20 protein-coding genes and 3 pseudogenes are annotated in these 26,994 nt (G+C 68.9%); 9 read left to right on the forward strand and 14 right to left on the reverse strand.

What is annotated here, in order from left to right:
• Nucleotide 1: 1 nt before the first annotated feature.
• From ACWDKQ_RS07810 to ACWDKQ_RS07820, 3 genes are all read right to left on the reverse strand, one after another.
• A complete protein-coding gene (locus ACWDKQ_RS07810; RefSeq protein WP_450137977.1) occupies nt 2–943 on the reverse strand; it encodes an NAD-dependent epimerase/dehydratase family protein in 942 nt (313 codons plus the stop codon).
• A 189-nt stretch (nt 944–1,132) separates the two neighbouring features.
• Nucleotides 1,133–1,336, reverse strand: a complete 204-nt coding sequence (locus ACWDKQ_RS07815) for a cold-shock protein (RefSeq protein WP_450137978.1) — start codon at nt 1,334–1,336, stop codon at nt 1,133–1,135.
• A gap of 264 nt (nt 1,337–1,600) precedes the next feature.
• Nucleotides 1,601–2,794 carry a Glu/Leu/Phe/Val family dehydrogenase gene (locus tag ACWDKQ_RS07820; protein ID WP_450137979.1) on the reverse strand — a complete coding sequence of 398 codons (1,194 nt, stop codon included), beginning with the start codon at nt 2,792–2,794 and terminating at the stop codon, nt 1,601–1,603.
• Between the two features lie 503 nt (nt 2,795–3,297).
• Here ACWDKQ_RS07820 and ACWDKQ_RS07825 point away from each other — a divergent pair.
• The 4 genes and pseudogenes from ACWDKQ_RS07825 to ACWDKQ_RS07840 form a co-directional block, all read left to right on the forward strand.
• Nucleotides 3,298–4,113, forward strand: a complete 816-nt coding sequence (locus tag ACWDKQ_RS07825; protein WP_450137980.1) for a hypothetical protein — start codon at nt 3,298–3,300, stop codon at nt 4,111–4,113.
• A 143-nt stretch (nt 4,114–4,256) separates the two neighbouring features.
• Nucleotides 4,257–5,852, forward strand: coding sequence for an amidohydrolase (locus tag ACWDKQ_RS07830; RefSeq protein ID WP_450137981.1), 1,596 nt, complete (start codon nt 4,257–4,259; stop codon nt 5,850–5,852).
• 375 nt (nt 5,853–6,227) lie between these two features.
• Nucleotides 6,228–7,136, forward strand: a pseudogene (locus ACWDKQ_RS07835) (terpene synthase family protein); the annotation flags it as partial.
• Between the two features lie 61 nt (nt 7,137–7,197).
• Nucleotides 7,198–7,519: pseudogene (locus ACWDKQ_RS07840) on the forward strand (RpiR family transcriptional regulator); the annotation flags it as partial.
• 182 nt (nt 7,520–7,701) lie between these two features.
• Here ACWDKQ_RS07840 and ACWDKQ_RS07845 read toward each other — a convergent pair.
• The 3 genes from ACWDKQ_RS07845 to ACWDKQ_RS07855 form a co-directional block, all read right to left on the reverse strand.
• Nucleotides 7,702–8,400, reverse strand: coding sequence for a hypothetical protein (locus tag ACWDKQ_RS07845; RefSeq protein WP_450137982.1), 699 nt, complete (start codon nt 8,398–8,400; stop codon nt 7,702–7,704).
• 628 nt (nt 8,401–9,028) lie between these two features.
• Nucleotides 9,029–9,820 (reverse strand): serine hydrolase, encoded by a 792-nt coding sequence (locus tag ACWDKQ_RS07850; protein ID WP_450137983.1) that lies wholly within the window; start codon nt 9,818–9,820, stop codon nt 9,029–9,031.
• Nucleotides 9,821–10,187: 367 nt separating this feature from the next.
• Entirely contained in the window at nt 10,188–10,607 is a 420-nt protein-coding gene (locus ACWDKQ_RS07855) for a hypothetical protein (protein ID WP_450137984.1), read from the reverse strand.
• A gap of 249 nt (nt 10,608–10,856) precedes the next feature.
• Between ACWDKQ_RS07855 and ACWDKQ_RS07860 the strand changes: the two genes are divergently transcribed.
• The 5 genes from ACWDKQ_RS07860 to ACWDKQ_RS07880 all read left to right on the forward strand — a co-directional run bounded on the left by ACWDKQ_RS07860 (nt 10,857) and on the right by ACWDKQ_RS07880 (nt 18,640).
• Nucleotides 10,857–12,440: an aldehyde dehydrogenase family protein gene (locus tag ACWDKQ_RS07860; RefSeq protein ID WP_450137985.1), complete on the forward strand. Its 1,584-nt coding sequence runs from the start codon at nt 10,857–10,859 to the stop codon at nt 12,438–12,440.
• A complete protein-coding gene (locus ACWDKQ_RS07865) occupies nt 12,440–13,585 on the forward strand; it encodes an NAD(P)/FAD-dependent oxidoreductase (RefSeq protein ID WP_450137986.1) in 1,146 nt (381 codons plus the stop codon). Before ACWDKQ_RS07860 ends, ACWDKQ_RS07865 begins: the two co-directional genes overlap by 1 nt.
• 154 nt (nt 13,586–13,739) lie before the next feature.
• The gene (locus tag ACWDKQ_RS07870) at nt 13,740–14,897 is read left to right on the forward strand and encodes a Glu/Leu/Phe/Val family dehydrogenase (RefSeq protein ID WP_450137987.1); all 1,158 of its coding nucleotides are present in this window, start codon (nt 13,740–13,742) and stop codon (nt 14,895–14,897) included.
• A 98-nt stretch (nt 14,898–14,995) separates the two neighbouring features.
• Nucleotides 14,996–15,931: a LysR substrate-binding domain-containing protein gene (locus ACWDKQ_RS07875; RefSeq protein WP_450137988.1), complete on the forward strand. Its 936-nt coding sequence runs from the start codon at nt 14,996–14,998 to the stop codon at nt 15,929–15,931.
• A 525-nt stretch (nt 15,932–16,456) separates the two neighbouring features.
• Nucleotides 16,457–18,640: a thiamine pyrophosphate-dependent enzyme gene (locus tag ACWDKQ_RS07880; protein WP_450137989.1), complete on the forward strand. Its 2,184-nt coding sequence runs from the start codon at nt 16,457–16,459 to the stop codon at nt 18,638–18,640.
• A gap of 84 nt (nt 18,641–18,724) precedes the next feature.
• On the opposite strand, the gene ACWDKQ_RS07885 is transcribed toward ACWDKQ_RS07880, so the two are convergent.
• From ACWDKQ_RS07885 to ACWDKQ_RS07920, 8 genes and pseudogenes are all read right to left on the reverse strand, one after another.
• Nucleotides 18,725–18,844 carry an FAD-linked oxidase C-terminal domain-containing protein gene (locus ACWDKQ_RS07885; RefSeq protein WP_450137999.1) on the reverse strand — a complete coding sequence of 40 codons (120 nt, stop codon included), beginning with the start codon at nt 18,842–18,844 and terminating at the stop codon, nt 18,725–18,727.
• Nucleotides 18,842–18,976: pseudogene (locus ACWDKQ_RS07890) on the reverse strand (FAD-binding oxidoreductase); the annotation flags it as partial. The pseudogene ACWDKQ_RS07890 and the gene ACWDKQ_RS07885, both read right to left, overlap by 3 nt.
• Before the next feature lie 10 nt (nt 18,977–18,986).
• A complete protein-coding gene (locus tag ACWDKQ_RS07895; RefSeq protein ID WP_450137990.1) occupies nt 18,987–19,775 on the reverse strand; it encodes an MBL fold metallo-hydrolase in 789 nt (262 codons plus the stop codon).
• 133 nt (nt 19,776–19,908) lie between these two features.
• The gene (locus ACWDKQ_RS07900; RefSeq protein ID WP_450137991.1) at nt 19,909–20,892 is read right to left on the reverse strand and encodes a phosphatidylinositol-specific phospholipase C; all 984 of its coding nucleotides are present in this window, start codon (nt 20,890–20,892) and stop codon (nt 19,909–19,911) included.
• Nucleotides 20,893–21,467: 575 nt separating this feature from the next.
• Nucleotides 21,468–22,907, reverse strand: coding sequence for a carboxylesterase/lipase family protein (locus ACWDKQ_RS07905; RefSeq protein WP_450137992.1), 1,440 nt, complete (start codon nt 22,905–22,907; stop codon nt 21,468–21,470).
• A gap of 69 nt (nt 22,908–22,976) precedes the next feature.
• Complete coding sequence (locus ACWDKQ_RS07910) at nt 22,977–24,296, reverse strand: wax ester/triacylglycerol synthase family O-acyltransferase (protein WP_450137993.1); 1,320 nt, start codon at nt 24,294–24,296, stop codon at nt 22,977–22,979.
• Nucleotides 24,297–25,643: 1,347 nt separating this feature from the next.
• On the reverse strand, nt 25,644–26,522 hold the full coding sequence (locus ACWDKQ_RS07915) for a mycobacterial-type methylenetetrahydrofolate reductase (RefSeq protein WP_450137994.1): 879 nt from the start codon (nt 26,520–26,522) through the stop codon (nt 25,644–25,646).
• 386 nt (nt 26,523–26,908) lie between these two features.
• The coding region (locus ACWDKQ_RS07920; protein WP_450138000.1) for an adenosylhomocysteinase at nt 26,909–26,994 on the reverse strand (86 nt) is incomplete at its 5' end.

Raw genomic sequence — 26,994 nt, forward strand, 5'->3', positions numbered from 1 at the left:
ACTAGCCGGACCAAAGGCCGAACAATGCGGCAAACCCCTCGCGCCAGCTCGGCCAAATCGGCCGCCAGCCCAGCGTTTCGCGTAATCGGAAGTTGGTGGCACCGCGCTGCTCGGTCAACTGGTGCACGGTCAACCAGTCCAACTGCGCCCTGGCCTGGTCCATGGTCAGCGAAACCGGGGCCGGGCCACCCGCCATCCGAGCGTATGCCGGTAGCCATTCCATCGATTCGGCCGGCTCGTTGTCCACGACGTTGTAGGTGCCGGGCTCACCACCGGTGACCAACGCGAGCACCGCCCCGGCCGCGTCGTCGACGTGGGTGAACGACGTCAGGCCGATGCCGTCGTCCACCAGCGGCAGCTCACTGCCGCGGACCCGCGCGTGGATCGCCCCGCCCGGCGCGTAGTGGGTGTTCGGGCCGTACAGCGCGCCATAGCGCACCGCGACGCCCTCGATGTCCGGACAGGTCAGCACCGCTTCTTCCATCGTCGCAAGGGCTCGGACCGCGTCGCCCCAGCAGCCCGGCGCGTCTGTCCACAGTGGCGTTTCCTCGTCGAGCACGTCATGCCCGTGTGGACGGTAGGCAGCGGTCATGCTCTGACCGATGATGCGCCGCGCGCCCACCTCGACGGCGGCCGCGACCAGGTTCCGGGACCCGCACTCGCGCAACTGGGCGGTGCGGCGCAGGCCCTCGTCCTGGCCGGCTCTTCCGAAGCCGGACGTCTGGTCGATGACCACGTCCGGCTCGGCGCGGCGCAATTCCCGGCGCAATCCGGCCGAATCCAACAGGTCGGCGACTGCGACGTCGTCGGCCGCAGCCGCGCCATCCAGCCGGTCCGCGTGGCGGACGAGCGCGGTCACGTGATGACCGCGGTCCCGCAGCAGCGGAAGCAGTGTTCTCCCGACCACGCCGGTCGCACCGGCGACAACCACACGCAGGGGCACCTCAACCTCGCACCGGGTAAACGTCAGCGGGCTGGAAGAGTACCCCGGCGGCGTACCCCTTAATGGGTGAAAAAGGTTGTCCTCCTCGGCGGCAGACCGGCACCGCAGGCGGCCCGAATCTGCCGCCCATCGGAGGCGGCATCAGAGCTTTCTCCGATGCGTCGTCATGCCTGTCCGGCACGACCTGGTTCAGATCACGCGGATGTCCGAGGCCTGCGGACCCTTCGGCCCCTGAGCAATCTCGAACTCCACCCGCTGCTCTTCTTCCAGCGTGCGGAAACCGGTGGATTGGATCGCGGAATAGTGGGCGAAGACGTCAGCGCCACCGCCATCGGGGGTGATGAACCCGTAGCCCTTCTCCGCGTTGAACCACTTGACCTTACCGGTAGCCATTCCTTGTTTCTCCTGATTCTGCTGGCCAGGGTCAACACTGCGCAGACCCCAGGTCGCCGAGCTGATCACCCGGTGCCCGACGCAGCTGCGAAGCACCACGGCACAAAAAAAGTGCCTGCGTTCTGGCAGGCACTTTCCAGTACTGCTGGGACCAAAACTGCAACCACCGCAACGCTAGCACTCCGACTGCGGGTTGTCACACATCGATTGCACCATGTCAGCAATGTGCCAAACCCGCAGTCGCAGCACCTCGAAACGCTGTCGTCAGGGGATGCTCAGCAGCCCGCGACCGGCCGCTTCGGCGACCCGGTTCTCCTCGTTCCGACGCTCGGCGAGAAGCAGTGCCGCTGTCCGCGGCGTGTGCCCTTCGGTGTCCCAGGCCGCCAACAGCGGCGGGATCTTGGCCAGCATCTCCTCGCGCAACACCTGGAACGAGAGCACCGGATCGGCGTCGACCCGCCCGAGCAGCAACCACCAAGCCCAAGCCACCGCGCCGGCATTGGCGACGAAGTCCGGGATCACCGGAATACCGCGCGTCGCGAGCATTTCCTCTGCGTCCGGGGTGACCGGAGTGTTGGCCGCCTCGATGATCACCTTTGCGGCGACCTCCGGCACCTGCGGCGCCTTGATCGTGAACGAGACCGCGGCCGGGATCAGCACGTCCACCTCGGTGGAGAGGACGGCTTCGCGCGGCAGCCGCTGGATGTCCGGCGGCACCTGGGTCCGGTCGATCTCGCCGAAGCGGTCGCGGGTTTCCAGCAGCGCTGGGACATCCAGCCCGTCCGGGTGGAACAAAGTACCCGCCGCGTCGGCCAGCGCGACGACCTTGAGTCCCGCCTCGTGCAGGTAGTAGGCCGCACCGCCGCCCATCGTGCCGACGCCCTGCACGGCCACTGTTGTCTCCTTCTGCGCCCAGCCGCGGGCGTGCACGACGCCCAGGCAACTCTGCGCGACGCCGTAGCCGCCGACCACGTCGCCGAGCAGCAGGCCGCCCGGCACCGGCGAGTTGAGCCCGGCACGAACCCGGCGAAGAGTGCGCTCCGCGTCCGGCGCCCGGCGGATCGCCGCGTGGTAAGACTGGTGCAGCCCGACCTCGGCGAACACCTCGTCGATCAGGTGTTGCGGCACCCCGAGGTCCTCGGCCGTCACCCAATGCGCATCGAGCCACGGCCGCATCGCCTGCACGAAACGGCTCAGCACGCCGCGGGCGGCGGGATCCTTCGGGTCGCAGTCGATGCCGCCCTTGGCGCCGCCGACCGGCAGGTCGAACACGGCAGTCTTGCGGGCCATGCCTCGCGCCAGTGCCTCCACCTCGGACAGCGTGCAGCCGGCACGCATCCGAGTCCCGCCGGTGGCGAGACCGGACACCATGCTGTGCACGACCAAGTAACCGTTGCAGCCGGTCACCGAGTCCGTCCAGATCACCCTCATCAGCGGGTCGCGGTCGACGAGTGCCACGGGCCGAACCTCCTCTCTCAGAGCGCATACCTGTCACGGGCGCGCACGCCCGGGATCCATCAGTGATCGATGTTGCGGCGACCCGCGGGGCACCCGCGGCCGTCACCGGCACTGCCGAAGACTTCGGTCAGTGATGTCGCAGCCAAAGCGAAGAAGAAGACAACCATCGAGCCGGGCGGGGATTGCGATAAGACTCGGTTCGCATAGCCCACCTCCCGCGTCCGGCCGGAATGGCTCGAAATTAAACGGCAGCTCGTCGGATTGTCAACAATTTGCGCTCAGCACTCTCGTTTGCGTCGCCGGAACGGGTGTGTGTCCCCCCGGTCACCTGGGAGTTCGGGGAGTGCGCGAGTTGTTGCGAAACGTGATCAACTCCAGCCACGACGATCCACCGGACGGAGTCTTAAGCTTCCGGTCACGACGTACGACGGTGCCGCGCGAGCCGGACCGGAACTTGCCCGAAACGGCTCCCACGGTTTCCGCGCGACTGGGAGGATGCAGGCATGAGCCAACCGGGACCCAACGACCGACCGGGATCGCTGGACGAGGTCGCGCAGCAGCAGCTGATCCAGGAGATCGGCCGCATCGTCGTGCGCTCCCTCCCTCCCGGCTGGCAGGAAGCCACCGTCGAATACCGCGAACTCGGTGACTACCACGAACTCGTCGCGCAACTGCTCGCCCCCAACGGCACGGTCGTCCCGCTGGCCGTGCCCACCGAAGTCATTGGTCTGTTCGTGCAGCTGCGCCACGGCATGTACCAGCCCGACCGCGGCACCTGGATCAGCGCGCTCTACCGGCTGCAGCGACCGGGTAGCTACACCGTCGACTTCAATGGCGACTACGAGCCGAACTGGCGCGTCGCTGCCCCACCCGAAGCCTTCGCCGAGGAACTACGCCGCTACCCTCGCCCCGCGGCAGCCACGCCGGACTGGTTAGCGCCGCCGAGCACCAGGCCGGGGCTGCGCACCGCGGAGGTCTTCGACGACGGCGGACGCCCGATCACCGAGCGGCCGGGGCTCGATCCGGCGGAGCTCGACCCGGTGGCGGCGTACCTGGAGCGGGCCCCGATCGTGATGGCCGCGCGCAGCTACGACACCGACCGGCTGGACCCGAACCGCAGCCCGGCGGTGCCGATGACCTTCCACACCGACGGCAGCTGGATCTGGCCCGGCGCGGTCGGCTACTACCTGCGCCAGCACGGCGTCGCGCCGGAGGCGGAGCTGGTGGCCCACATCCGCAGCCGCAGCTTCCAGATCCCCGAGGTCGACGAGTCCGCCCGCGAGCAGGCCGTCGCGGTCATCACCGGCGACGGCCGCTGACAGCCCGCTCGGTTCGGCACTGCGCGAAATCGCCAGCGCCTCGTGCGCTGAAGGGACGCCTCCGGGCGGAGTGGCTCGGCGATCCGGATTTCTGATTCGCCGAAGACGGAGCTGCTCCCGCGTGATGCTGGGACAATCTCGGCATGCGCGAGGTGGCCTTCATGGGCGGACCGGTGGCCACAATGGACGCCGCCCGCTCGTTCACCGACGCCGTCGCGGTGCGCGGCGGGCGGATCGCGGCCGTCGGGGACGCCGCCGTGCGAGCCCGATTGAACCCGTCGACCGAGGTGATCGACCTCGGTGGCCGGCTGCTGTTGCCCGGTTTCCACGACGCGCACGTGCACCCGTTGTACGGTGGCATCGAGCGGCTGCGTTGCGACCTCACCGAATGCCTCGACGCCGCCGACTGCCTGCGGCTCATCGCCGAGTTCCGGCCGGATGCGGGCTGGGTGCTCGGCGGCGGCTGGGACATGGGGCAGTTCCCGCACGGCACGCCCGCGCGCGCCGCCCTGGACTCGGTGACCGGCGACCGCCCGGCGTACCTGCTCAACCGCGATCACCACGGCGCGTGGGTGAATTCCGCGGCGCTGCGGCTGGCCGGGATCGACCAGGACACCCCGGATCCGCTGGACGGCCGGATCGAACGCGACGCCGCCGGCGAACCCGCCGGGACCCTGCATGAGGGCGCGACCCGCCTGGTCGAGCACGTGCTGCCGCCGGCCAGCGCGCAGGAGTATCTCGCGGGGCTGTTGGAGGGACAGCGCTACCTGCATTCGTGCGGGATAACGTCCTGGCACGATGCGATCATCGGCCCGTACCTCGGCTACGACGACACGCTGGCGACCTACCTGACCGCCGACCGGCAGGGCCTGCTGACCGGCAAGGTCCGCGGCGCGCTGTGGTGGGACCGCACTCGCGCCCGGGAACAGATCGAAGAGCTCCGCCACCGGCGCAGCCGGGCACGCGGGCTGCGGTTCCGCGCCGACGCGGTGAAGATCATGCAGGATGGGGTGTGCGAGAACTTCACCGCCGCGCTGCAGCTGCCCTACCTCGGCAGCCACGGCCGCGGGATGTCCTTCGTGGAGCCCGATGTCCTCGCGGCCGTGGTGCCAGAGCTCGCCGCCGACGGTTTCCAGCTGCACTTCCACGCCATCGGCGACCAAGCGGTGCGCGACGTGCTGGACGCGCTCGCCGCAGCCACCACCGGCCGGGACCTGCGCCACCAGATCGCCCACGTGCAGGTGGTGCACCCCAGCGATGTCCCGCGGTTCCACGAACTCGGCGTCACCGCGACGATCCAGCCCCGCTGGGCGGTCAACGACGCCGCCATGACCAAGCTGACCGTGCCGCACCTGGGACACCGGCGAGCCGGTTGGCAGTACCCGTTCCGGTCGCTGCGCGCCGCCGGAGCGGTGCTCGCCGTCGGCAGTGACTGGCCGGTGTCCGACGCAGATCCGATGCAGGCGGTGCACGTTGCGGTCAACCGGCGCGAACCCGGCACCGACGATGCACCCTTCTTGCCGGAACAATCGCTTGACCTGGTGGATGCGCTCGCCGCCTACACCGCGGGCAGTGCCTGGGTGAACCACGTGGACGGCGACACCGGCACCGTCGAAGTAGGCAAAGCCGCCGATCTCGTCGTGCTCGACCGAGACCCGTTCTCGCTACCACCAGAGGAAATCGGGCAGTGCCGGGTGGACCTCACGATGGTCGACGGCGTGGTCGTGCACGAGCGTTAGCGAATGAAGCTGACGTGTTTTGCGCAGCGGTGTGAATGGCCCCTCAAGTGCCTCCTCGCTGTGGGATCCCCGACATCATGAGTGCCAATTCACCACGGCGGGGCCGTCTTCGCGAGATAAACCTGGAGTGCGGGGTGTCCCCGTAGCACACTGTTGAGAATCTGCGGCGGTGCAGACTGATCTCACACCGCAAGCGGCTTCCGCCGCTTGTAAAACGGCAGAAGGGTGACCCACCGCAGCGCCGCACTGGGCTGGTCGGGCGATGCCGAATCCCGATCGTGTACAACCCGTTCCGCGGGCATTGGCCGTCGCGGCCTTCGCTGGTTTCGTGCCCAGGGTCAGCGAGCATCGCAGAGAGGCCAGGTGCGCAAACCAATGCAGCCCTTTCGACTGCCGGATTTCTACCTGTCCTACCCGGCACGGCTGAACCCGAACCTCGAACGGGCTCGCGAGCACAGCAAGGCGTGGGCCTACGGAATGGACATGATCGACGTGCCGCAAGAAGGCAAGCCAATCTGGAACGAAGCGGACTTCGAGCGCCACGACTACGCGCTGCTTTGCGCGTACACGCATCCGGGCGCGGACGGTCTGGAGCTGGACCTGATCACCGACTGGTACGTGTGGGTGTTCTACTTCGACGACCACTTCGTCGAGCTCCACAAGCGGAATCCGGACCAGGCCGGGGCGCGCGAGCACCTCGAACGGCTGCGCGCGTTCATGCCGGTCGAAGGACCGATCAAGGCGGAACCGACGAACCCGGTGGAGCGCGGCCTGGCCGACCTGTGGGGCCGCACGGTGCCGACGATGAGCCCGGACTGGCGGCGGCGGTTCACCGAGAACACCAAGCAACTGCTGGACGAATCGCTTTGGGAACTGGCCAACATCAGCGAGGCCCGGCTGTCCAATCCAATCGAATACGTGGAAATGCGCCGCAAGGTGGGCGGCGCGCCGTGGTCGGCGAACCTGGTTGAGCACGCCGTCGGCGCGGAGGTACCGGCCGAGATCGCCGCCACCCGCCCGATGGAGGTGTTGCGCGACACCTTCTCCGACGCCGTGCACCTGCGCAACGACCTGTTCTCCTACGAGCGCGAGGTGCAGGACGAGGGCGAGTTGAGCAACGGCGTGCTGGTCTTCGAGAAATTCCTCGGCTGCACGACTCAGGAAGCCGCGGACGCGGTCAACGACCTGCTCACCTCCCGGCTGCACCAGTTCGAGCACACCGCGGTGACGGAGGTGCCGCGGCTGCTCGACAAGCGCGGCGTCGACCCGGCCGGACGGCTGGCGAACACACCGTCGAGTGGGCCCGCGCCAATGGGGATGTTCGACGACGCGCGAGCCTGGCGGCGTGCTGGTGGCGATCAGCTTCTGGCGGCTGTACCAGAGCACGGTGACGGCGGCCGAAGAGGCGAGCGACCGCGGCGCCCGGGTCTTCGTCCTTACCGACGCGGCCAGCCCTGCGCTGGCCGCCGCAGCCGAGCGAGGTCGTGTTGATCCCCGCTGAGGGCGTCGCGTTCTTCCCCTCGCTCACCCCGGGATTGGCGGTGGCCCAGGCCATCGTCGCCCAGCTGTCCACTGTGGATCCCGAGCGGACCCGCCGGTCCATCGAGGCAGCCGAGACCCAGTGGTCCCGCTTCGGCCTGATGCACCGCCAGCCCCGCCGCAGTTGACGCCGAAGGCTTCCGGGAGCGGCTTTGTACGGCTAGCATTCCTTGCCGGAATCTACCGTCCTCGTCCCGCCGCAGGTCGCGTGAATACCCGATTCAGCACGCCCAAACAGGAATTCACCGCGGTTGGGACCCCGAAAATCCAGGGCCCCAACCCGCAAGCGGTTGACACAGCTCCCGCAACTCTAGATACCGGCAGCCCGCGAACTCCCCGATACCAGCCCGGGCCGGAACACCACGCCACTCGACGCGGCAGGCGCTGCGGCCACGGCCGTCCAGTGCGTGAGGTACTTGGCCGCCTCGGCGGCCAGCAGTGCGTCCAGCTCGACCCGGTTCGCGTTCTTACGCAGCCGCAAAGGTTTGCCGCGACGCACGTCGAGCACCATCGGCGTCGCACCCGGCCGCAGGGCCGGCATCGCGCGCTCCAAGACGCGCAACGCGAGGTTCGCGGAATCCGTGCCCAGCCGCGGCTCCTTCAGGTACGGCAGCACGACCTCGGTCCGACCGTCCCGGTGGCGCAACGCCAGCGAGCTGCGCTCCGAGATCGTGATCGCGAGCCCGCCGATCTCACAACGCGTGGAGGCGGCTGGGAGGCCGGTGACCTTGGCGCGCCCCCACCAGCGCTCGAATCCCGCGCGTAGCTGCCGGAAGTGCGGTTGTTGCACCGGACGCGCCCGCCGCACCGCCGCGGCGATGATCTCCACCGCATCCGACGAGGTCACCGCCCGCTGCAGCGCCAGCCGGAACGGCCCGTAGAACGCCCACGCCATGCTCGTCTCATCGAGGTAGATCTCTCGCTGGTCCCGAACGATGCCCGCGCAACCGCGCGGCGTGCTGCGCATGTAGTCGAGGAACGAACCGAGACTGATCTGCACACCATCCACGAGTGCCCCTTCCCGCGGTCGAGGCAGCATCCGACGCTACAGCGGACCGTACATCAAAGCGAAAGTCCACAGTGGCACAAATGCGCCCAATCCCCCTGCCCGACAACAATATTCTAGCATCCCAGAGGCAGTTTTAGAACACGCATTCGAGCGATTTCGGATCTTGCCGGATGTGCCGAGTACAGGCGAGGACCAGACGAGGAACTCACCGACGGCGCATCAGGCCGCGCGTGCCGATCGTGACCGCGGGTACGACCGGCGCCGAGGCTCCGCTAATCGGATTGGCCGTCAGGTCGCGCTTGGCAGGGATCCGAGTCCGCGTCGCCACCCACCAGACGTCGGCGGGTAGGGGCTCGAATTGCATCCCCGAGGTCGCGACGACGCCGTTGCAGTCTTCGCCCGTGCCGCGCAGATAAGGTTGCGGAAGCAGGATCGGGCGGCAGGTGGGCCGTCATGATCAGTTTGCGGTTTTCGGTGCCCGAGCCGCAGTAGACATGAGGGGCATCACCGTCGAACGCGGCGGTGCGCCCGGCTTCGACGACGTGCTCGTCACCATCGATGACCAGGTCATCCGGGCGGAGGCGACGCTGAGCTCGGCGATCTTCAACCCTCCACCGCGCGGCCCAGGTCACGCCAGCGCGCGGTATGCCGCAGCTCCCAGGGCGGCGATGACGTCGCAGGCAGGGCCTCCCCGGTAGCCGGTGCGGGAGCGTTCGTCGGTGAGCTCGTCGACCAGCACCGCGACCACCGCTCGCGGCCGGTCGGCGCCGATCAGCCCCACGTCGTGGCGCAGCCCGAGCAGCTCGCCGGTCTTGTTCCAGCACCGCGCCCCGTCCGGCAGCAGCGCGGGCAGCCGGTCCCGAACCTGCTGCTTGGACAGGACGTCGAGCGCGTGCTCGGTCAGGTCCGGCGACAGCGCCGCTCCCCTGGCCAACGAGTCGAGCACGCGCGCCTGGTCCAGCGCGGTGGTCTCGTTGCGGCCGTGGGCGTTGGGGTCCATCAGACGGCGCTCGACGCGGGTCGCCGTGCACCCCAGGCCGGCGGCGCAGTCCCGGATCGCCTCGAACCCGACCGCGTCGATCACGGTGTTCGTGGCGGCGTTGTCGCTGATCACGATCATCAGCGTGATCACGTCGCGCAGCGAAATCCGCGTCACGCTGGGGAGTTCCTGCAGGATGCCGAACCCACCGACCCGCTCGGCGGGCAACTCGACGTATTCGTCCAGCCCGATCCGCCCCTCCTGCACGGCACGCAGCGCGGCAATCATGATCAGCACCTTGATCGTGCTGGCGGCGTGCACGACCTGCTCCGCATCGACCAGCACGGGCTCCTGCTCGTCGAGGTCCCAGGCCGCGAACCCGGCCCGTCCCGGGAGGCCGTCGAACGCCAACGCGGCCCGCAACCGCTCCGCGAACCCCACAACTCGCCTCCCGTCGGGTGAAATTCGGCCTGGCTTCGAGCGGCTGCGCCGATCGAAGGTGCCCCCGCCCCATCAGCTGCCCGGGGTCAGATTAAAACGATGAACAGGGCCGCGAACAGTGCCGGGTTGGCGACCATGATGGCCCACCCGTTGAACTCATCATCCGCATGTTCCGGGAGCACGCCCGGCCCATCTGCGGCGATCATGTCCGGCCCCGGGGAACTGCCCGAACCAGTCCCAGCAGCGTCGCCGACAGCATCACAGAACCGCAACGGGTGCTGGTCCCGATGCCATGCAACCCCATCCGGACCATCGTGCCGGCCGCGCCGGTCTCGGTGACGACCCGGCCCGCCGCCGAGCAGGGTGATCATGCCCGCGCCGGCACGCCGGATCCGGGGATCGCGAGTTCGTCCGCGTCGGGCAGGGCGAGCGCGTCGGCGGCGACGGCGCTGCCCGCCGCGGTGCGGATCTCGGTGAGCACGGTGGCCTGCTTGGTGGCCACCGGTTGGCCGGTGGTCGCGTCCAGGACCAGCACTGCCGCCGAGATCGCCGGGAGTCCTCGTCCGACATTGCCGGGGTGGACCGCGATGAGTTTGCTGACCGCTCCGTGCCTCGGCGACAGGCGGCTGAGGTAGCACAGCGTGGTGTCGTTTCCCGTTCGGATGGCGACCTTCTCGGCGAGCTGCGCTTCGCCTCGCCCCAGCGATTCGAAGGTTATCCGCTGTGAGGCGATGGCGGTGTCCAGGTCCAGCGCCGCGGTCACGTCGGCGTCGCTGGACACCCTCATGCGCGGCACGCTGCCACACCGGTTGCCGCAGCGGTAGTGATCCACATGTCGCTGCGGCAGGCGGGGAGAGGCGCGGGTATCCCCTATCCCCTCGAGCGGAAGCTGTGCTGTCGCTCAGGGGGAACAGAAATCACTCTTCTGATTCTCCGCGAACGCGCCTCCGGGGATTTACGGTGATCCCGGCGGCGGAGGTATCCCGCGGCGTACCTGCGCACTGGTACCCCAACCCCAACGAGCTGGAAGAGGTGCATGTCGGTGCAGTCGACGTTGAACTCCGTGATCGGTCCGGACGCCCCCGCCCGGGTCGACGGCGGAGGCGAGTACCTCTCGCGCAATCCGGCAAACCTGGAGGACGTCGTCGCCGAGATCTCCCTCGGCGGACCCGAGACGCTGCTGGCCGCGACCGAGCAGTCGCAGCGGGCGCAGCGCGAATGGGCGCAGGTGCCCGCGCCGGTGCGCGGGCGGGTGGTGGCCGGGCTGGGCCGGTTGGTCGAGGCGAACAAGGAGTCGCTGGCGCGCCTGGTGACCCGGGAGATCGGCAAGCCCTACGCCGAGGCGCTCGGCGAGGTGCAGGAGATCATCGACACGTGCGACTTCTTCCTCGGTGAAGGCCGCAGACTCTACGGGCAGACGGTGCCCTCGGAGATGCCGGACAAGCAGCTGTTCACCTTCCGTGTGCCGGTGGGCGTTGCCGCGGTGATCACCGCGGGCAACTTCCCGGTCGCGGTGCCGTCCTGGTACATGGTGCCCGCGCTGCTGTGCGGTAACGCCGTGGTGTGGAAACCCGCCGAGTACGCTGCGGGCGCGGCGCGGGCGCTGGCCGAGCTGGCCTGGCGCGCCGGGGTGCCCAAGGGCGTGCTAAACCTCGTCTACACCGACGGCGAGGCGACCTTCAAGGGACTGGAGTCCGCGCTGGCGGCGGGCACCGTCAACAAGGTCGGGTTCACCGGTTCCAGCGCGGTCGGCGCGCGGGTCGGCGAGCTGTGCGGCCGGTACCTGCAGAGCCCGTGCCTGGAACTGGGCGGCAAGAACCCGATGGTCGTCGCCCCGGACGCAGAGCTCGACCTGGCAGTGGAGGGCGCCCTGTTCTCCGGGTGGGGTACCGCCGGGCAGCGCTGCACCTCGCTGGGCAACCTGATCGTGCACCGCGACGTGCACGACGAGTTCGTGCGCCGGCTCGACGCGGCGCTGCGCGCGGCCGCCATCGGCGACCCGGCCGGTGACGTGCTCTACGGCCCGCTGCTGGACCAGAAGTTCGCGGACAACTTCGAGAACATCCTGGGAACCATCGCCGAGCACCACACCGTGCTGGGTTCGGAGTCGGTCGGGCGGATCGGGGATTCCGCGCCGCGCAAAGGCTTCCAGGGCGATGCCTCAACCGGGCTGTACTACCACCCGGTCCTGCTGGACGGGTTGCGGCCGGACGACTACGCGTTCCGCAACGAGACCTTCGGCCCGATCGTCGGCGTCACCACCTACGACGCGCTGGACGAGGCCATCGAGCTGGGCAACGCCCCCGGCTACGGGTTGTCCGCGGCGATCTACACCACCGACCCGGCCACCGCGTTCCGGTTCCGGCAGGGCACCGGCGCGGGCATGGTCAGCGTGAACAACTCGACCTCCGGCGCGGAGGCGCACCTGCCCTTCGGCGGAAACGGCAAGTCCGGCAACGGCAGCCGCCAGTCCGGCATCTGGGTGCTCGACCAATTCACCCGCTGGCAGTCATTGAACTGGGACTTCTCCGGCAAGCTGCAGAAGGCCCAGATGGACGTCGACACCGTCGAACCGGAGCTGGACTTCCGGCTGCCCCCCGAACTCGGCGGTGCCCGGTGATGCTGCCGGGCCGGACCGAGGTCGTCGTGATCGGCGGCGGTGTGGTGGGCACCAGCACCGCCTTCCACCTCGCCGAGGCCGGCGTGGACGTGCTGCTGCTGGAGCGCGACGAGCTCGGCGAAGGCAGCACGAGCAAAGCCGCCGGCGGGGTGCGCGCGCAGTTCTCCGACCCGGTCAACATCGAGCTCGGGCAGCGCAGCCTGCGCGCGTTCGAGGCCTTCGCGCGGCGGCCCGGCGGCGAGATCGACCTCAAGCAGTTCGGCTACCTGTTCCTGCTGTCGGACCCCGACGACGTCGCGACGTTCCAGCGATCCGTGCGGCTGCAGAACCAGTTCGGCGTGCCAAGCCGGATACTGACCGTCGCTGAGGCCTGCGAGCTCTCGCCGTACGTGGTGCCGGACGGGTTACTGGCGGCCGCCTTCTCCCCCACCGATGGGCACTGCACCCCGGAAGCGGTGGTGCAGGGTTACGCGCAGGCCGCCCGGCAGCACGGTGCCCTGCTACGGCGGCACTGCCCAGTGACCGGCATCGAGGTCACCGGCGGTGAGATCACCGCGGTGCACACCGATTTCGGTTCCGTCGAAACGTCCACCGTGGTATGCGCGGCGGGCGCGTGGTCGGCGTCGGTCGGCGAGTTCGTCGGCGTCGAGTTGCCCGTCCGGCCGCTGCGGCGGCAGATTCTGGTCACCGAGCCCGTGCCGGACCTGCCGCCCAGGCTGCCGTTCACCATCGACTTCAGCACCAGCTTCTACTTCCACGACGAAGGACCGGGTCTGCTCATCGGCATGTCCGACCCCGACGAGGAGTACGGGTTCCGGCTCAACACCGACGACCGCTGGCTCGGGAGGCTCGCCGACACCGTGGCGCGGCGCGCACCGCGGCTGGCCGACATTGGCGTCGCGCACGGCTGGGCCGGGCTCTACGAGGTCACGCCCGACCACAACGCCCTGGTCGGGGAAGCGGCGGGACCGAGCCGGTTCCTCTACGCCACCGGCTTCTCCGGTCACGGCTTCCTGCAGGGACCGGCCATCGGCGAAGTCATGCGCGACCTCGTGCTCGGCCGACCGCCGGCCGTCGACGTCACCGGCCTCGACGTCCGCCGTTTCACCGGCGCCGGGGTCCGGCCCGAGCACAACCGCGTCTGAAAGGCGGAACCCGGGCTCATCCGCGGCCCTTTCGAGCGGATCCCCCGACACGCAGTGCGGCTCGGCCGCTTCGAGGACGAAGACTTCGTAAGACACGAGCGAAACCCCCGATATCCGGGCTGTGCTCGGCGCAGCCGACGAAGGAGCGCGAAACGTGCGTGATCTGTTGCAGGAGATCGACGAGTGGGGCCCGGAGAAGGTGGTGTGCGTCTCGGACTCGCGCACCGGCATGCGGGGCGTGCTGGTCATCGACAACACCGCCCGCGGCACCGGCAAGGGCGGCACCCGGATGAGCCCGACCGTCACCGTCGGCGAGATCGCCCGGCTGGCCCGCGTGATGACCTGGAAGTGGGCCGCAGTCGACCTTTTCCACGGCGGCGCGAAGGCAGGCATCTTCGCCGACCCGGACGCGCCGGACAAGGAGCGGATCGTGCGGGCCTTCGCGCGGCGGCTGGCCGACCAGATCCCGGCCAGCTACGTCGCAGGGCTGGACATGGGGATGACCGAGCAAGACGCGGCGATCATCCAGGACGAGCTCGGCGACCGCGGCGCGGCGGTCGGCGTCCCCGAATCGCTGGGCGGCGTGCCCTACGACCAGTTGGGCGTGACCGGTCACGGCGTCGCCGAGGCCGTGGACGCGGCGCTGGCCCACCAGGGCCGCAGCGTGGCCGGGGCGCGGGTGGCGTTGCAGGGCTTCGGCGCTGTCGGGGCGGCCGCCGCGAAGCGGCTGCACGAACTCGGCGCCCAGCTGGTCGCGCTGTCCACGATCGACGGGTCGGTGCACGACCCGGCAGGGCTCGACGTGCCGCAGTGGCTGGACGCCCGCGCCGAGTTCGGCGACACGTGCGTGGCCAAGGCCTCGGCGCAGCACCGGATCCAGCGCGGCGAGGAGCTCCTAGTGGACTGCGACGTGCTGATCCCGGCCGCCGGGCAGGACGTCATCGACGAATCCGTTGCCGCGGAAATCCGGGCCGGGCTGATCGTGGAAGGGGCGAACCTGCCGACCACGCCCAAGGGCCGCCACCTGCTGGCGACCCGGGAGGTCACCATCGTGCCGGACTTCATCGCCAACGCCGGCGGTGCCATCGCAGCCGGTTTCGCGATGGACGCCCGGCATTCCGCGTTCCGGCCGGAACCGGCGGCGATCCTGCGGACGGTGGCGGAACGGACCCGCAAAAACACGGTCCTGGTCCTGGACACCGCGCGGGTCGGTGGCGTACTACCTCACCAGGCGGCGCTGGACCTGGCCAAGGAACGCGTGCGGACTGCGATGCAGCTGCGGGGCCGATTGCCGAGCGCCGCGACCGCGTGAGGACTGCCTTGAACTCACATCACGCGGCGCTGCCGACATCCCGAGGCGAGCCGGCCTCGGGTGCGCGGCTCGGAAGACCAGAGCAGAGGGGGACAGGCGTGCTCAACCCGATCCACTTGAGAACCCTGCAGGAATGCGTCCGCACCGGCTCGTTCGCCGAGGCCGGGCGGGTGCTCGGCTACACGGCATCGGCGGTGTCCCAGCAAATGGTGCTACTGGAACGCTCGGTCGGCGCGCCGCTGTTCGAGCGCTCCGCGCGCAGCGCCCGCAGCACCGCCCTGGCCATCCGGCTCGCCGAGCGCAGCCGGGACGCGCTTGGTGCGCTCGACGCGCTGGAGCGCGAGGTCCGGGCGATGGTCGCAGGGGAGGAAGGGAGCCTGCGGCTGGCCAGCTTCGCCACCGCCAACGCTCGCGTGCTGCCGGACGTGCTGGCCGCCGTGGTCGCCCAGCGGCCGAGCGCCGAGGTTCAGCTCGACGAGGGCGAACCGGACGAGGTGCTCGGCGACGTGCTGGACGGCGTCCTCGACGCGGCCGTGGTCTTCGAGTACGACCTCGATCCGCGGCAGTGGCCGATCGAGCTGTGCGTGGAAGAGCTGATGGCCGAGCCACTGCGGCTGGCGCTGCCCGAGACGCACCGGCTGGCCGGGGCGGCGGAGGTGGAGTTGCGCGAGCTCGCCGGGGACGCCTGGATATGCACCCGGCAAGACACCGCGGGGGCGCGGGCGCTGGTGCGGCTGGCCGCCGCGGCCGGGTTCGTGCCGCGGATCACCTTCCGCAGCAACGACTACTCGGTGATCCGGGACCTCGTGGCCCGCGACCTCGGGGTGGCGGTGCTGCCCGGGCTGGCGATCCCCGACGACCACGTGCGCATCTCCCGGATCGCCGGCTGGCAGCCGCACCGCCGGGTGAAGGCCCTGTACCGCAAGCAGAACACCAACCCGCTGCTGCCGATCGCGCTGGAATGCCTGGCCAAGGCCTGTGCTCAGATGGCCAACAACTGGCACACAGCACCGGACGTGAAGTGGATGCCGTGAGTCTTCCAAGTCGCTGTAGGAGCCAAACTCCGCGCAGCCCTGACCAGGCGCTTGCGTTCCCAACGTTCGTACGTCGGTTTAGTTGTCTTCTCCCCAGTAGGCAACGTCAGCAGCGACATAACTCCCGCAGCTACGCACACAGCGTTGCCGCTGGGCGCACAGTGCTCATCGCGGGTTCCCACGAGGACCGACACGAACCAGGGCCTCGCACGATCACGCGAGACTGTCGCCGTGGAAGCCTCGACACCCACTGGAAGAAGCGGCCGGGACCACAGGATCGCCAACGACTCGGCCATCTTCGCCCACCACAACTTGCCGTCACGCCACCGGGCACCAGGCCGGGCGTACTCCGCCGACGCACGGAACTTGTTACCGGATTCGAAACTCGGGAATCGCGCGCGCTTGGCGAAGATTGCGGCGAAAACGCCCGGAAGGTGACGCAGCACCTGCTGAAAAGGAACCGACGACACGCCAGTCAGGTAAGCCAGTTCGTGGGTGGCGTGGTATCCGCCGAATGGAGCTTCGATGAGCGACAAGACCGAACCCGTTGACGAGTTCTTCCGGAGCGCCGTGGCCGGCTGGTCCGCCCGGCCGTCGACTGGGCCGGGGCAGGACGACGAACTGCTGGCGCTGTTCGACTCGCAGGCCGGCAGCAGGCACCTGGACTTCCAGGCGCGGCAACTGGGCTCGCAGGGCAAGGGCTTCTACAGCATCGGCTCGTCCGGGCACGAGTCCAACGCCGCGGTCGCGGCCGCGCTGCGGCCCACGGATCCGGCGCTGCTGCACTACCGCTCCGGCGGCTTCTACGTCCGCCGCGGCCGGCAGGTGCCGGGCCAGCACCCGCTGCGCGATGTGCTGCTGGGTATCATCGCCTCGTCCGATGAGCCGATCTCCGCCGGGCGGCACAAGGTGTTCGGCAACGCCGAGCTGGCCGTCATCCCGCAGACCTCCACCATCGCCTCGCACCTGCCGCGCGCGGTGGGCCTGGCGTTCTCGCTCGGTCGGGCCACCAAGCTCGGCGTCCCGACCACCTGGCCAGCGGATTCCGTGGTGGTTTGCAGCTTCGGCGACGCCTCGGCGAACCACTCCACCGCGACCGGCGCGATCAATTCTGCGCTGCACTGCGCCTTCCAGGGACTGCCGATGCCACTGCTGCTGGTGTGCGAGGACAATGGCATCGGGATCAGCGTGCGCACGCCGCGAGGCTGGATCGAGTCCACCTACGGCAGCCGCAACGGCCTGCGGTACTTCTCGGTCGGCGGGGACGACCCGCAGCGTTGCCTGGCGGTCGCGCGGGAGGCCGCGGACTGGGTCCGCGAACGCCGCGCCCCGGCGTTCCTGCACCTGCGGACGGTGCGGTTGATGGGGCATGCCGGGTCGGACGTGGAATCCGGTTACCGGTCGCGCGCCGAGATCACCGCGGACTACCGGCGCGATCCGCTGCTCGCCACCGCGAAAGCGCTGGTGGACAACAGGATTCTGCGACCCGACGAGGTGCTCGCGCGCTACGAGGACAAGCGTGCCGAGGTCGCGCGCATCGCAGAGGAGGCGCTCGGCCGCCGGAAGCTGGGCAGCGCTGCCGAGGTGATGGCCTCGATCTGCCACGACCGGCCGGGCGTCGTCGCGCGCCGGGCGGGTGAGGTCACGTCGCGGCGCTCGGAATTCTTCGGCAATCAGCTCCCGGAATCCGAGGGACCGCTGAGCCTGGCGCAGGCGATCAACCGCTCGCTGGCTGAAGAGCTGGCCCGCGATCCGCGCGTCGTGGTCTTCGGCGAGGACGTCGCCCGCAAGGGCGGGGTGTACGGGGTGACGCGCGGACTGCGCAATAAGTTCGGTGGCACCAAGGTGTTCGACACGCTGCTGGACGAGCAGAGCATCCTGGGCACGGCGCTAGGCGCGGGGCTCGCCGGGCTGCTGCCGATCCCCGAGATCCAGTACCTCGCCTACGTGCACAACGCGGCCGACCAGTTGCGCGGCGAAGGGAGCACGCTGAGCTTCTTCTCCAACGGCCAGTACCGTAACCCGATGGTGGTGCGCATCGCGGGTTACGGCTACCAGAAGGGCTTCGGCGGCCATTTCCACAACGACAACAGCGTCGCCGCGCTGCGCGACCTGCCGGGCGTTGTGGTCGCGTCGCCTTCCCGGCCGGACGATGCCGCCGCGATGATGCGCACCTGCGTCGCGTCCGCGCACGAGGACGGCCGGCTGTGTGTGTTCCTGGAGCCGATCGCGCTGTACCACACGCGTGACCTGCACGAATCCGGCGACGGCGGGTGGCTGGCGCCGTACCCGGTACCAGGCGAGCACCACGTGCCGATCGGCCGCGCCCGGGAGTACGGCGACGGAGAAGATCTGACGCTGGTCAGCTTCGGAAACGGGGTACCGATGAGCCTGCGGGTCGCGAAGCGGCTGCAGGAGCGCGGCATCGGGGCCAGGGTGCTGGACCTGCGCTGGTTGGCGCCGCTGCCGGTCGAGGACCTGCTCGCGTCGGCGCGCGCGACCGGGCGGGTGCTGGTGGTGGACGAAACCCGCCGCAGCGGCGGCGTTTCCGAGCCGGTGGTGACGGCGCTGGTCGACCGCGGGTTCGACGGCCAGATCGGCCGCGTCACCAGCGAGGACAGCTTCATCCCGCTGGGCGCGGCCGCCTACTATGTCCTGCTCGATGAGGACACCATCGAGACGGCGGCGCTGGAACTGACGAAGAGGTGACCCTTCGCCAGTACCCCGCGAGTGCTTTTGGGCTCAGCCAGGACGACTGAACCTCACCGGCATCGTCGAGGGGTTCGCCTGACTTCAGCTGTCCGGCTCGCCGAAGACCTTGCCGGGGTTGAAGATCCCGGCGGGATCGAGGGCGTTCTTGAGCGCGTGGTGCATGCCGATCACGGCCGGTCTGAGCTCGGCGTGCAAACCCACCTCGCCGCTGCCGACGACGGCCTCTAGACCCAGCACGTAGTCGCGGGTCACGCCGTACTTCACGCAGCACACGCCGCCAGCGTTAGTGGCGACGTTGCCGCCGATGGTGGACCACGGCGAGCTGGCCGGGTCCGAACGCATGTCAGCGCGCAAGGGCGTCCAGGGTGAACTGCTCGGGGAAAGGTGAGCGCGCCACCGCCTGCTCCGCGGTGAGCGTCCCCGCCGTCACCGCCCGGCACAGCTCGGCCACGGCCGCCAGCTCGTCGCGCTGGCGCCGCACGAACTCGCGGTCCACCGGTTCGCCATGCCCGGGAAGCACTATCGGCGCGTCCAGCGCGAGGATGGCCTCCAGCGCGGCCGGCCACTCCTGCGGGTATGCGTCACCGAACTGCGGTGGTGCACCGTGCTCGACCAAGTCACCCGCGAACACGACCCCCGCGTCCGGCACGTGCACGACCAGGTCGTGGTCGGAGTGCGCCGGTCCGAAATGGAGCAGCGCCACCTCACGCGCGCCGAGGTCGAGCACCGCCCGGTCATCGACCAGGTTATCGGGCAGCGCGATCCGCACGGCACTGATGCGGTCGGCGACCTCGTGCTCACCCCGCTCGTGGTAGTGCCGCGCCCACTTCTCGCGCTCGTCCTCCCCCGTGGCCACGAGTTGGGTGCGGCACCTGTCGTGCGACCAGACCGGGCACGGGGTGAACGCCCCGGTGCCGAAGCTGTGGTCGAAGTGCGCGTGGGTCAGGACCACCGACCAGGGCAGCGGCGTGACCTCGCGGACTGCAGCCGCGAGCTCGGCACCTTGTCCGGCGTCCCCACCCGTGTCGACGATCAGGCAGCGTGCGCTTCCCACGACGAGGCCGACCGAGAGGTCCAGTTCCTCGTACCGGCGCACCAGCACGCCGTCGGCCACGTCGGTCCAGCGTCCCACTTCGCACCCACCTCCGAGTCACGGCGAATCGATACGAGCTCCACCCTGCCAGTGCATTCTCCGCCGGGCTTCGCACCTCGTCGGCCGCGCCCCTCCCCTGTGTAGCCCCATGCGAACCGGGATCGCTACAGGCTCAACGCGCGTTCTTCGCGATGATGGCGGTCACCAGTTCACCGCCCGGGAAGTCCATCATGATCACGCCGGTGCGGGGCAGATCGTTGCCGGTGAGGTGTTGCAGGGCGTAGTCGTTGACACCGCGGAAACCGGCGGCGCCGCAGGCGACCGCGTCCGGGAAGGCGGCCGGGCTGGAGCCGCTGGCGAAGTTCAAGAACATCCGTCCCGGGTCGGCGGCCACCGTCTTCTCCAGGTGGTCGCGCACCTTGAACCACTTGTCGTCGATGTCGAACAAGGTCGGCACGTTGTACTCGTCCTGGACGTACTCGCCCCAGGAGTCACCGTTGAACTGCCCGAACCCGCGTCCCTCGTACAACCCACCGTGCGCGCTTTGCAGGCTGGCCAGCACGATCTTGCCGCGCACCTGACCGAGCGTCGGCATCTCGCCGCCGGCGGGGTCATTCAGGTACTTGCCGTTGGGGTCGTTGTCCCGGTACCAGTCGAGAATCTGCGCGGTGTCGAGTTGGCTGTTCTCGTCGGTGCACGAGCGAACTTCGCCGGTGCACTCGGCCTTCAGCCTCATGAGCACCGTTTCACCGGGGTGCGCGGCCAGGAACTCGCCCGCCTTCCGCAGCACGTCGGAGAAGTTGGCGTTCTGGTAGAACGGCCCGTGGTGCAGGGTGAACAGGTCGTCGTAGCGCCGCACCCGGATGTCGATGGCCCGGATTCCCGACTGCAGCTGCACGGCCAGCGTTTCGGCGCTGTCGCCGTGGTTCTCCTGCGTCTGGGTCAGCGAACCGCCGTGCAGCGAAAGGGTCTGGTGGGTGCCGGGGATCGACAGCGCAGCGAGGCTGGCGTCGTCGGGCAGGCCCGCCATCCAGTCCGGGTTCGACGCCTCGGTGATGCTCTGGCAGTACGGCGCCGCGGAGGCCGTTGTCGGCAGGACGGCGACCGCCAGCGCCATCGCCAGGACCGCTGCCGCGCGAGTGGATCTTCCAGGCATGCGTTTAAGAATCCCGCGCCCGCTTCGGCAATCGGCCCCAAATGGCGGAAACTCGCCAGTGCGCGCTGAACGCGTCGATGCGACGCCGTTGCCCCGCTGGTCCAGGAGCCCCTGGTGCTTTCCCTCGCGGTTTTCCCGCTGCGCTCGCCCGGCCGCACCTACCTTCCACAGGGCTTGCCGGCAGTGGTGCGCTGTCACGAAACGGTCATCCCTGGTCACGTTCAACAGCTCGGGAAAAGCCCCGACGATGTGCTGCTTTGGGCCGCTGTTCGCCAGGTTGCAAAACAGCTGCGCCATGATGGACCGCACTCGATTGTTCTTGCGCCGAAGACCGGACACAACGTCGTCCCAGATTTCGTACGCCCAGTCGACGGCGCCGTCTGTGGCGTCCAAGATCCCTTCGTAGGCTTGGCCCTGGAGGTCATTGTCCGTCGAGCGGATATCGTCGAGAACCCTGCTGGATGTCGTCCATGCGGATCTCCATTCAGAAACTTGTGGAAAGCGGCCGACTTCGCTGCTGGACCAGATGGTAACTTCGGCGCGCCTCCCGGCGGACCTCGAAGCACCCACGGGTCTCACGCCTGGAAGCGGTGTTGCCAGATCTCCCGAGATACTTTGATCGGATCGGCCACCACGGTCGACGGCACGTTCCACACCCGCGCCGAGCGGTCGGCGATGGTGTAGGCAGGCCAACCCGGGTCACCGGTCGCCGCGAACGAAACCCACGCCTCGCGCAGCTCTGCCGACAAGTCTTCGAATCCCGGCGGGACCTCGCCACCGAACATCGACTTGCCGAATTCGTCCTCGACGATTCCGAAGGTGAACGGCACGTCCAGCCCGTGGTGCGCGCCGAGCGCACCGCCGCGCACCGGGCTCGACCAGGCGAACTCGTAGGCGTAGCTGCGGCCGCCAGCCGCGGCGTGCGCTTCAGCGCTCCACAGCGACGGCATCCGGAACAGCTGATCGCTGAGCATCAGCGAGAACAGCTCGGCATTGTCAATTCCCGGGTACCCGGCGCGGTACCGGCCCACCACCGACGGACCCAGCCGCAGCCGCCGCGCCATCAGCACCGGGTCCTTGACGGCCGCAGGAAGGTCCACTGTGAACATTCGGGCTTCGTCGGTGGTGTACCCGCTGATCAGGTCCACGTCGCGGCCCGCACCGGCGCGCAGCGCGACCCACGGCAGGTCGTCGAGCAGCTCTCCGTCGAGGATCACCGCGTACGGCGTCGAATTCGTCCAGTCCGCCCGGTTCTCGTTCTGCTCCGCCATCACGGGCAGCTGCGCCGCGTGGATCGCCTCCGACGGCACCGCGGCCAGCTCCTCGGCAGTGGCCGAGACGCCGAGCGGACCGATGATGAGCTCGCTGAGCTTGCGCGCCTCGTCCTCGGCGCTGTACACCGAGCCGACGCTCTGCGCGATCGCGCGGCGGAACAACCCGGTCCCGGTCGATCCCCCGATCAGCGCGGCCACCGAGGTCGCGCCCGCGGACTCGCCGAAGATCGTCACGTTGCCCGGGTCCCCGCCGAACGCGGCGATGTTGTCGCGCACCCAGCGCAACGCCGCGAGCTGGTCCAGGATGCCGCGATTGGACGGCGCATCGGAAACCCAGCCGAAACCCTCATAACCGACCCGGTAATTCACCGTCACCACGACCACACCGGCCTGCGCGTACAGCGCCGGATCGTAATCGGCGGCCGTACCGCCCAGGTACGCCCCGCCGTGGAACCAGACCATGACCGGCAGGCCACCGCCGCGATCCGGAGTCCACACGTTGACGCTCAGGCAGTCGGTGCTGTCACCAGCGTTCCACGACGACGGGAATCCTGGGATCATCACCGGTTGCGGCACCGACGCGCTGAACTCCGACGCGGCCCGCACCCCGTCCCACCGCTGCGGGGCAACCGGCGCCTGGAAGCGACGGGCCCCGTCCAGCGGTGCCGCGTAGGGGATTCCCTTGAAAATGCTTAACTCGTCGTTCGCGGTTCCCCGCACTGCACCATGCTCGGTCCGCACCACAAGATCCATGCCCCCATACAACCAGTGAAATCGCGTCCGCGTCATCCGATCGACGTAGTGCATGCCTCACGACCGGTCGTCGAGTTCGGCCACTGCGAACGGCAGTGCTTCGCTGAGCTTCTCCAGGTCCGGCAACGCCGCGCGATTGGCGTGCACGCCCACGTGCACGGTGTCGCGGTACTGCGAGACCGCGATCGCCAGCGCGTGCCCGGCCGCCAGCGGGGCTACCGGGTACAGCTCCACCAACTCCGCCCCGCCCAGGGCTGCCCGGAAACCCGGCAGCGGCACGTTGGTAATCACGGTGTCGAACAGCAGTGCCGCACCTTGCCCGGCCAGCGGGGTGGCCACCTGGTGCACGATCTGCGGCACTCGCCCGGCAAGCACCGGGAACGCACCCGGCCCGCGCAGCGGACCCGCGCTCTTGTTGCGACCCATCGCGGCCCGGATCGCCTGCAACCGCGCCACCGGGTCCGGCTCCTCCACCGGCAGATCGCACAGGTAGCCGGACAGCTGGTTGTTCCCTCCCGCGTTGTCGCCGCGACGACGGCTGACCGGGATCAGCGCCCGCAGCGCCAGCTCGTCGACCGGGTGTCCGCGCGCGGCCAGCCACCGGCGGAACGCCCCGGCGAGCACCGCGAGGACGACGTCGTTAGTGGTGCCGCCGTGCCGGGCGCGGATCCGCCGCAGGTCAGCGAGGTCGATCGGGATCAGCGCCACCCGCCGCGCCGCGGAAGCGCAAGCGCGCAACGGCGAATCCGGAACCGGCACCCGCATGCTACGCAGAACCGACGAGGCGATGCCGAGCGTTTCACCGGACTTCGACAGGGTTCCGCGAACCGCATCGAACAGCTGCTGCGGTTTGCGGAGCAGGTTCAGCGGGCTGCCGTCGGGATCGGGCAGGGGTTCCGGTGCCGCGGGCGCGAAGCCGTCGAGCAGGCCCAAGCCCATCTCGACCGCTTTCCGGCCATCGGCGAGGGCGTGGTGGAACTTCACCAGCAGCGCGAACCGGTCCCCGTCCAGACCGGTGATCAGGTGCAGTTCCCACAGCGGACGGCGCCGATCCAGCGGGTCCGCGATGAGTTCGGCGACCAACTCGGCCAATTCCTCCCGCCCGCCCGGCGAGGGCACCTGGTGGCTGCGCACCTGCTCGGCCGCGTCGAATTCCGGGGCTTGCGACCAACGTGCCGGGCCGGGCAGCCACGACTGGCCGAGCCGCAGCCGCAGCCGCGCGATCCGCTGGGCCCGCTCGGCCAGCAGCGTAAACAGCCTTACCCGGTCCGCCGGTTCCGGCGGCCGGAACACCGCGACCGCACCGATGTGCATCGGCGCGGTTTCCTGCTCCAGGCACAGGAACGCCCAGTCGAGCGCACTGACCTCGGTCGTCATCATCGCCGCACCTCACCACGCGATTCGAGAACAACTTGCCGGAACCAATCCGGGCCTGAATCGGAATAGTTCGTCGGATTGGTTACGGAAATGTTTCCATCCCGGAAATACCCAGCGATCGACAGATCCGGGAGATGATCGGATCCGCGAGGAAATCGAATGACCGCGCCGGCGAAGCAAAAAGCTTCGTCTTCTACGGGCCGTCCGGACTCGAAACCGGGGCCGCCGCCGAGGGGGCGGGCGGGCCCTGGAGGTGCTGGCGACAACGGCACTGACGTGGTCCTTCCTGTCACGGCGGGCGGCGCCGCGGCAACGCTTGCGGTTTCGCTCCTGACGGCGCTTTTTCATCCGGTGCACCGTTGCACTTCCGTCCGAATTGGACCGATTGCGGCCGGATCGACTGAATTGAGCCGCCCGAGCCGCGAATGCGTCGACCTTAAACCAAAACGAGGACGGATGAAAACGAGGACCTCCGGCAGTGACGAGCACGATGCAGGCCTTGATCGCTCCGATAGGTATTGATCAACCGCTTCGAGTCACCCACAAGTATGCACGGCGACAGCCCGCGATGGCACGGCCGACCGGATTCGGTGACAGCGCGCACCCGCCGCGCGCGGAGCACTACGTCGCGCGGTGAGCGAACTCACCCGGGTGTCGGGCCGGAATCGAGAGGAGGGTCGGGTTGCCCGTCCCTCCTCTCACACCACCGGACATGCGGGCCGTCATCCGGCAGTTCGTCAACCCACCTTTCTGGGCCTGTGCCGGGTATTCCGCAGTCCCAGCAGGCCAAGGTCATCCCAGTAGGGCGTTGGGCAGTGTTCGTTGCAGGACGGGTTAGCGCGATCCGCCAGTAGCCCTAGCTGCTGGCCGCCCATTCTCGCGCTGTGCGGTAGGGGATGCCGAGTTGGCGCAAGTTCCGGCGTTTGGCCGAGTACCGTTTCCATTCCTTCCAACGGATCTGCCGCATCCGGTGTCGCAGCCATTCGTCGAGGCCACGCAGCCTGCGTCCCAGGTCCGCGAGCCTGAGAAGGATCGAGAGCTGACGCGGACCCTGATCAGCGGTAGGGCAGGGCGTCGCCGGTGACCGCACTGTTTCCCATCGTTTACCCGTCCGGTCTTTCCCAGCCGTAACTCTTGGATGGATCGAGCATCCTTCGGCAGTTCCTTGGGCTTCACACCACCCGGTTGCCGAGCCCGCATGCCACGGCGGGAAGGACGCCTGAACACTCGCCCGGTCATATAAATGTCGATTCTCGATCCTCCAACCGCTGCAATCGCCCCTGCCGGGTTGCACGCGAAAACCGCCGCCCCGCTCGGTGCGGCGGTTTTCGGTCGCGAGAGGTCAGCTCAGGGCGCCCAGTGGTCGAGCATGGCCGCGAAGGTCTCGAAGGCCGACTTGTTGTAGCCGTAGGGTGCTTCCAGGTGGACGCTGAGCGGGAAGCCGAGGTCGTGCACCCCGTCGATGACCCGCTTGTAGAGGTCCACGACCCGCTGCTTGCGCTGCTCGAAGCCCAGCTCCGCGGTCTGCGCAACGAATTCCTGCTCGGCGGCCACGGCCGAGTTGCCCGGGTCCTGGATGAGCCACTGGATCAGCTTCTTCCTGCTCTCCACGCCCGGGATGAACCCGAAGGACAGCAGGATCTCCGGGCGGTGCGGCGTGGTCCGGGCGAACTCAGCGAGGAACCGGACGATCGCGTCGGAGTAGAGCAACTGGGTCATGCCATAGGTGGCCCCGCGCTCGCACTTGAAGCCGAACCGGCCTTGCTCGCCGTACCGGGTCGGGATCAGGATAGAACCGCGGTGCCGCACCACGTCCTGGAATTTGGCCAGGGCGTCGGTGGGCGCGACACCGGGCCCCTCCCCGTCGGTCATGCTGCGCGGCACCCCGACGAACGCGATGCCGTCCATGCCCGCGTCGCACAGGTTCTGCAGGCGCTCGGTCAGCTGCTGCTCATCATGGAACGCGGTGACCTGCGTGCACAGCCCGCGCATGCCGCCCAGTTCGGGCTCGATCGTCCGCCAGAAGTCGATGATGTCCATCTTTTCCCGGAAATCGACCGGCCGGTCCCCGTCCTCCTGGATGATGCCGGGGATCATCGCGTGCTTGATGTGGCCGGCCAGCCCGGAGGCGCGGCTGAGCTCGGCGACCTTGCGACCTTCCGCGATGGCCATCTGCACGCCACCGTCGAGGTTGGGCGGTACCAGTTCGAGTGCGATGGTGTTCATGTCGGCCTCAGGTTTTCCTTCTGTCGACTTTCGGTCACCGAAGCGTCCGATCGAGATACACTTCTGCGACTGCTCTTCTCGACAAGCAGGGACCGTTTTCCTCTGATGACTGGGTATTCGTTCGCGGAATGCGAATTACGGTTATCCTGAAAGAATCGTCGTTCAGCCACTCGCAGAAAAGGCTGTGCATTCGGATCAGCGACGTGGCCGAGCCTCGGCCGCGGGTATGCGCTGCCGCCGGGTCGGCGAATCCCATGGCGAAACCGGTTGCGCGGAGCGCGGTTCCGGCGCCGGAACGGATCCCCGCCGGCTCTCTCAGCAGGGGAGAGCCGCCGTTGCGCCCCCGGTACCGCTGCGCGAAAGCGAAACGGTACCGCGGGCGGGAATCAGTAGCGGTAGTGGTCGGGCTTGTAGGGGCCATCGACGTCGACACCGATGTAGGCGGCCTGCTCCTTGGAGAGCTTGGTCAGCT

The organism is Saccharopolyspora sp. NPDC000995, assembly GCF_053599315.1.

Coding starts and splice junctions, on each gene's coding strand:
- ACWDKQ_RS07815 (WP_450137978.1), bottom strand. CDS start 1,336: ATGGCTACCGGTAAGGTCAAGTGGTTCAACGCGGAGAAGGGCTACGGG.
- ACWDKQ_RS07825 (WP_450137980.1), top strand. CDS start 3,298: ATGAGCCAACCGGGACCCAACGACCGACCGGGATCGCTGGACGAGGTC.
- ACWDKQ_RS07830 (WP_450137981.1), top strand. CDS start 4,257: ATGCGCGAGGTGGCCTTCATGGGCGGACCGGTGGCCACAATGGACGCC.
- ACWDKQ_RS07855 (WP_450137984.1), bottom strand. CDS start 10,607: ATGAGGGTGTCCAGCGACGCCGACGTGACCGCGGCGCTGGACCTGGAC.
- ACWDKQ_RS07860 (WP_450137985.1), top strand. CDS start 10,857: ATGTCGGTGCAGTCGACGTTGAACTCCGTGATCGGTCCGGACGCCCCC.
- ACWDKQ_RS07865 (WP_450137986.1), top strand. CDS start 12,440: ATGCTGCCGGGCCGGACCGAGGTCGTCGTGATCGGCGGCGGTGTGGTG.
- ACWDKQ_RS07880 (WP_450137989.1), top strand. CDS start 16,457: ATGAGCGACAAGACCGAACCCGTTGACGAGTTCTTCCGGAGCGCCGTG.
- ACWDKQ_RS07900 (WP_450137991.1), bottom strand. CDS start 20,892: ATGCCTGGAAGATCCACTCGCGCGGCAGCGGTCCTGGCGATGGCGCTG.
- ACWDKQ_RS07910 (WP_450137993.1), bottom strand. CDS start 24,296: ATGACGACCGAGGTCAGTGCGCTCGACTGGGCGTTCCTGTGCCTGGAG.
- ACWDKQ_RS07915 (WP_450137994.1), bottom strand. CDS start 26,522: ATGAACACCATCGCACTCGAACTGGTACCGCCCAACCTCGACGGTGGC.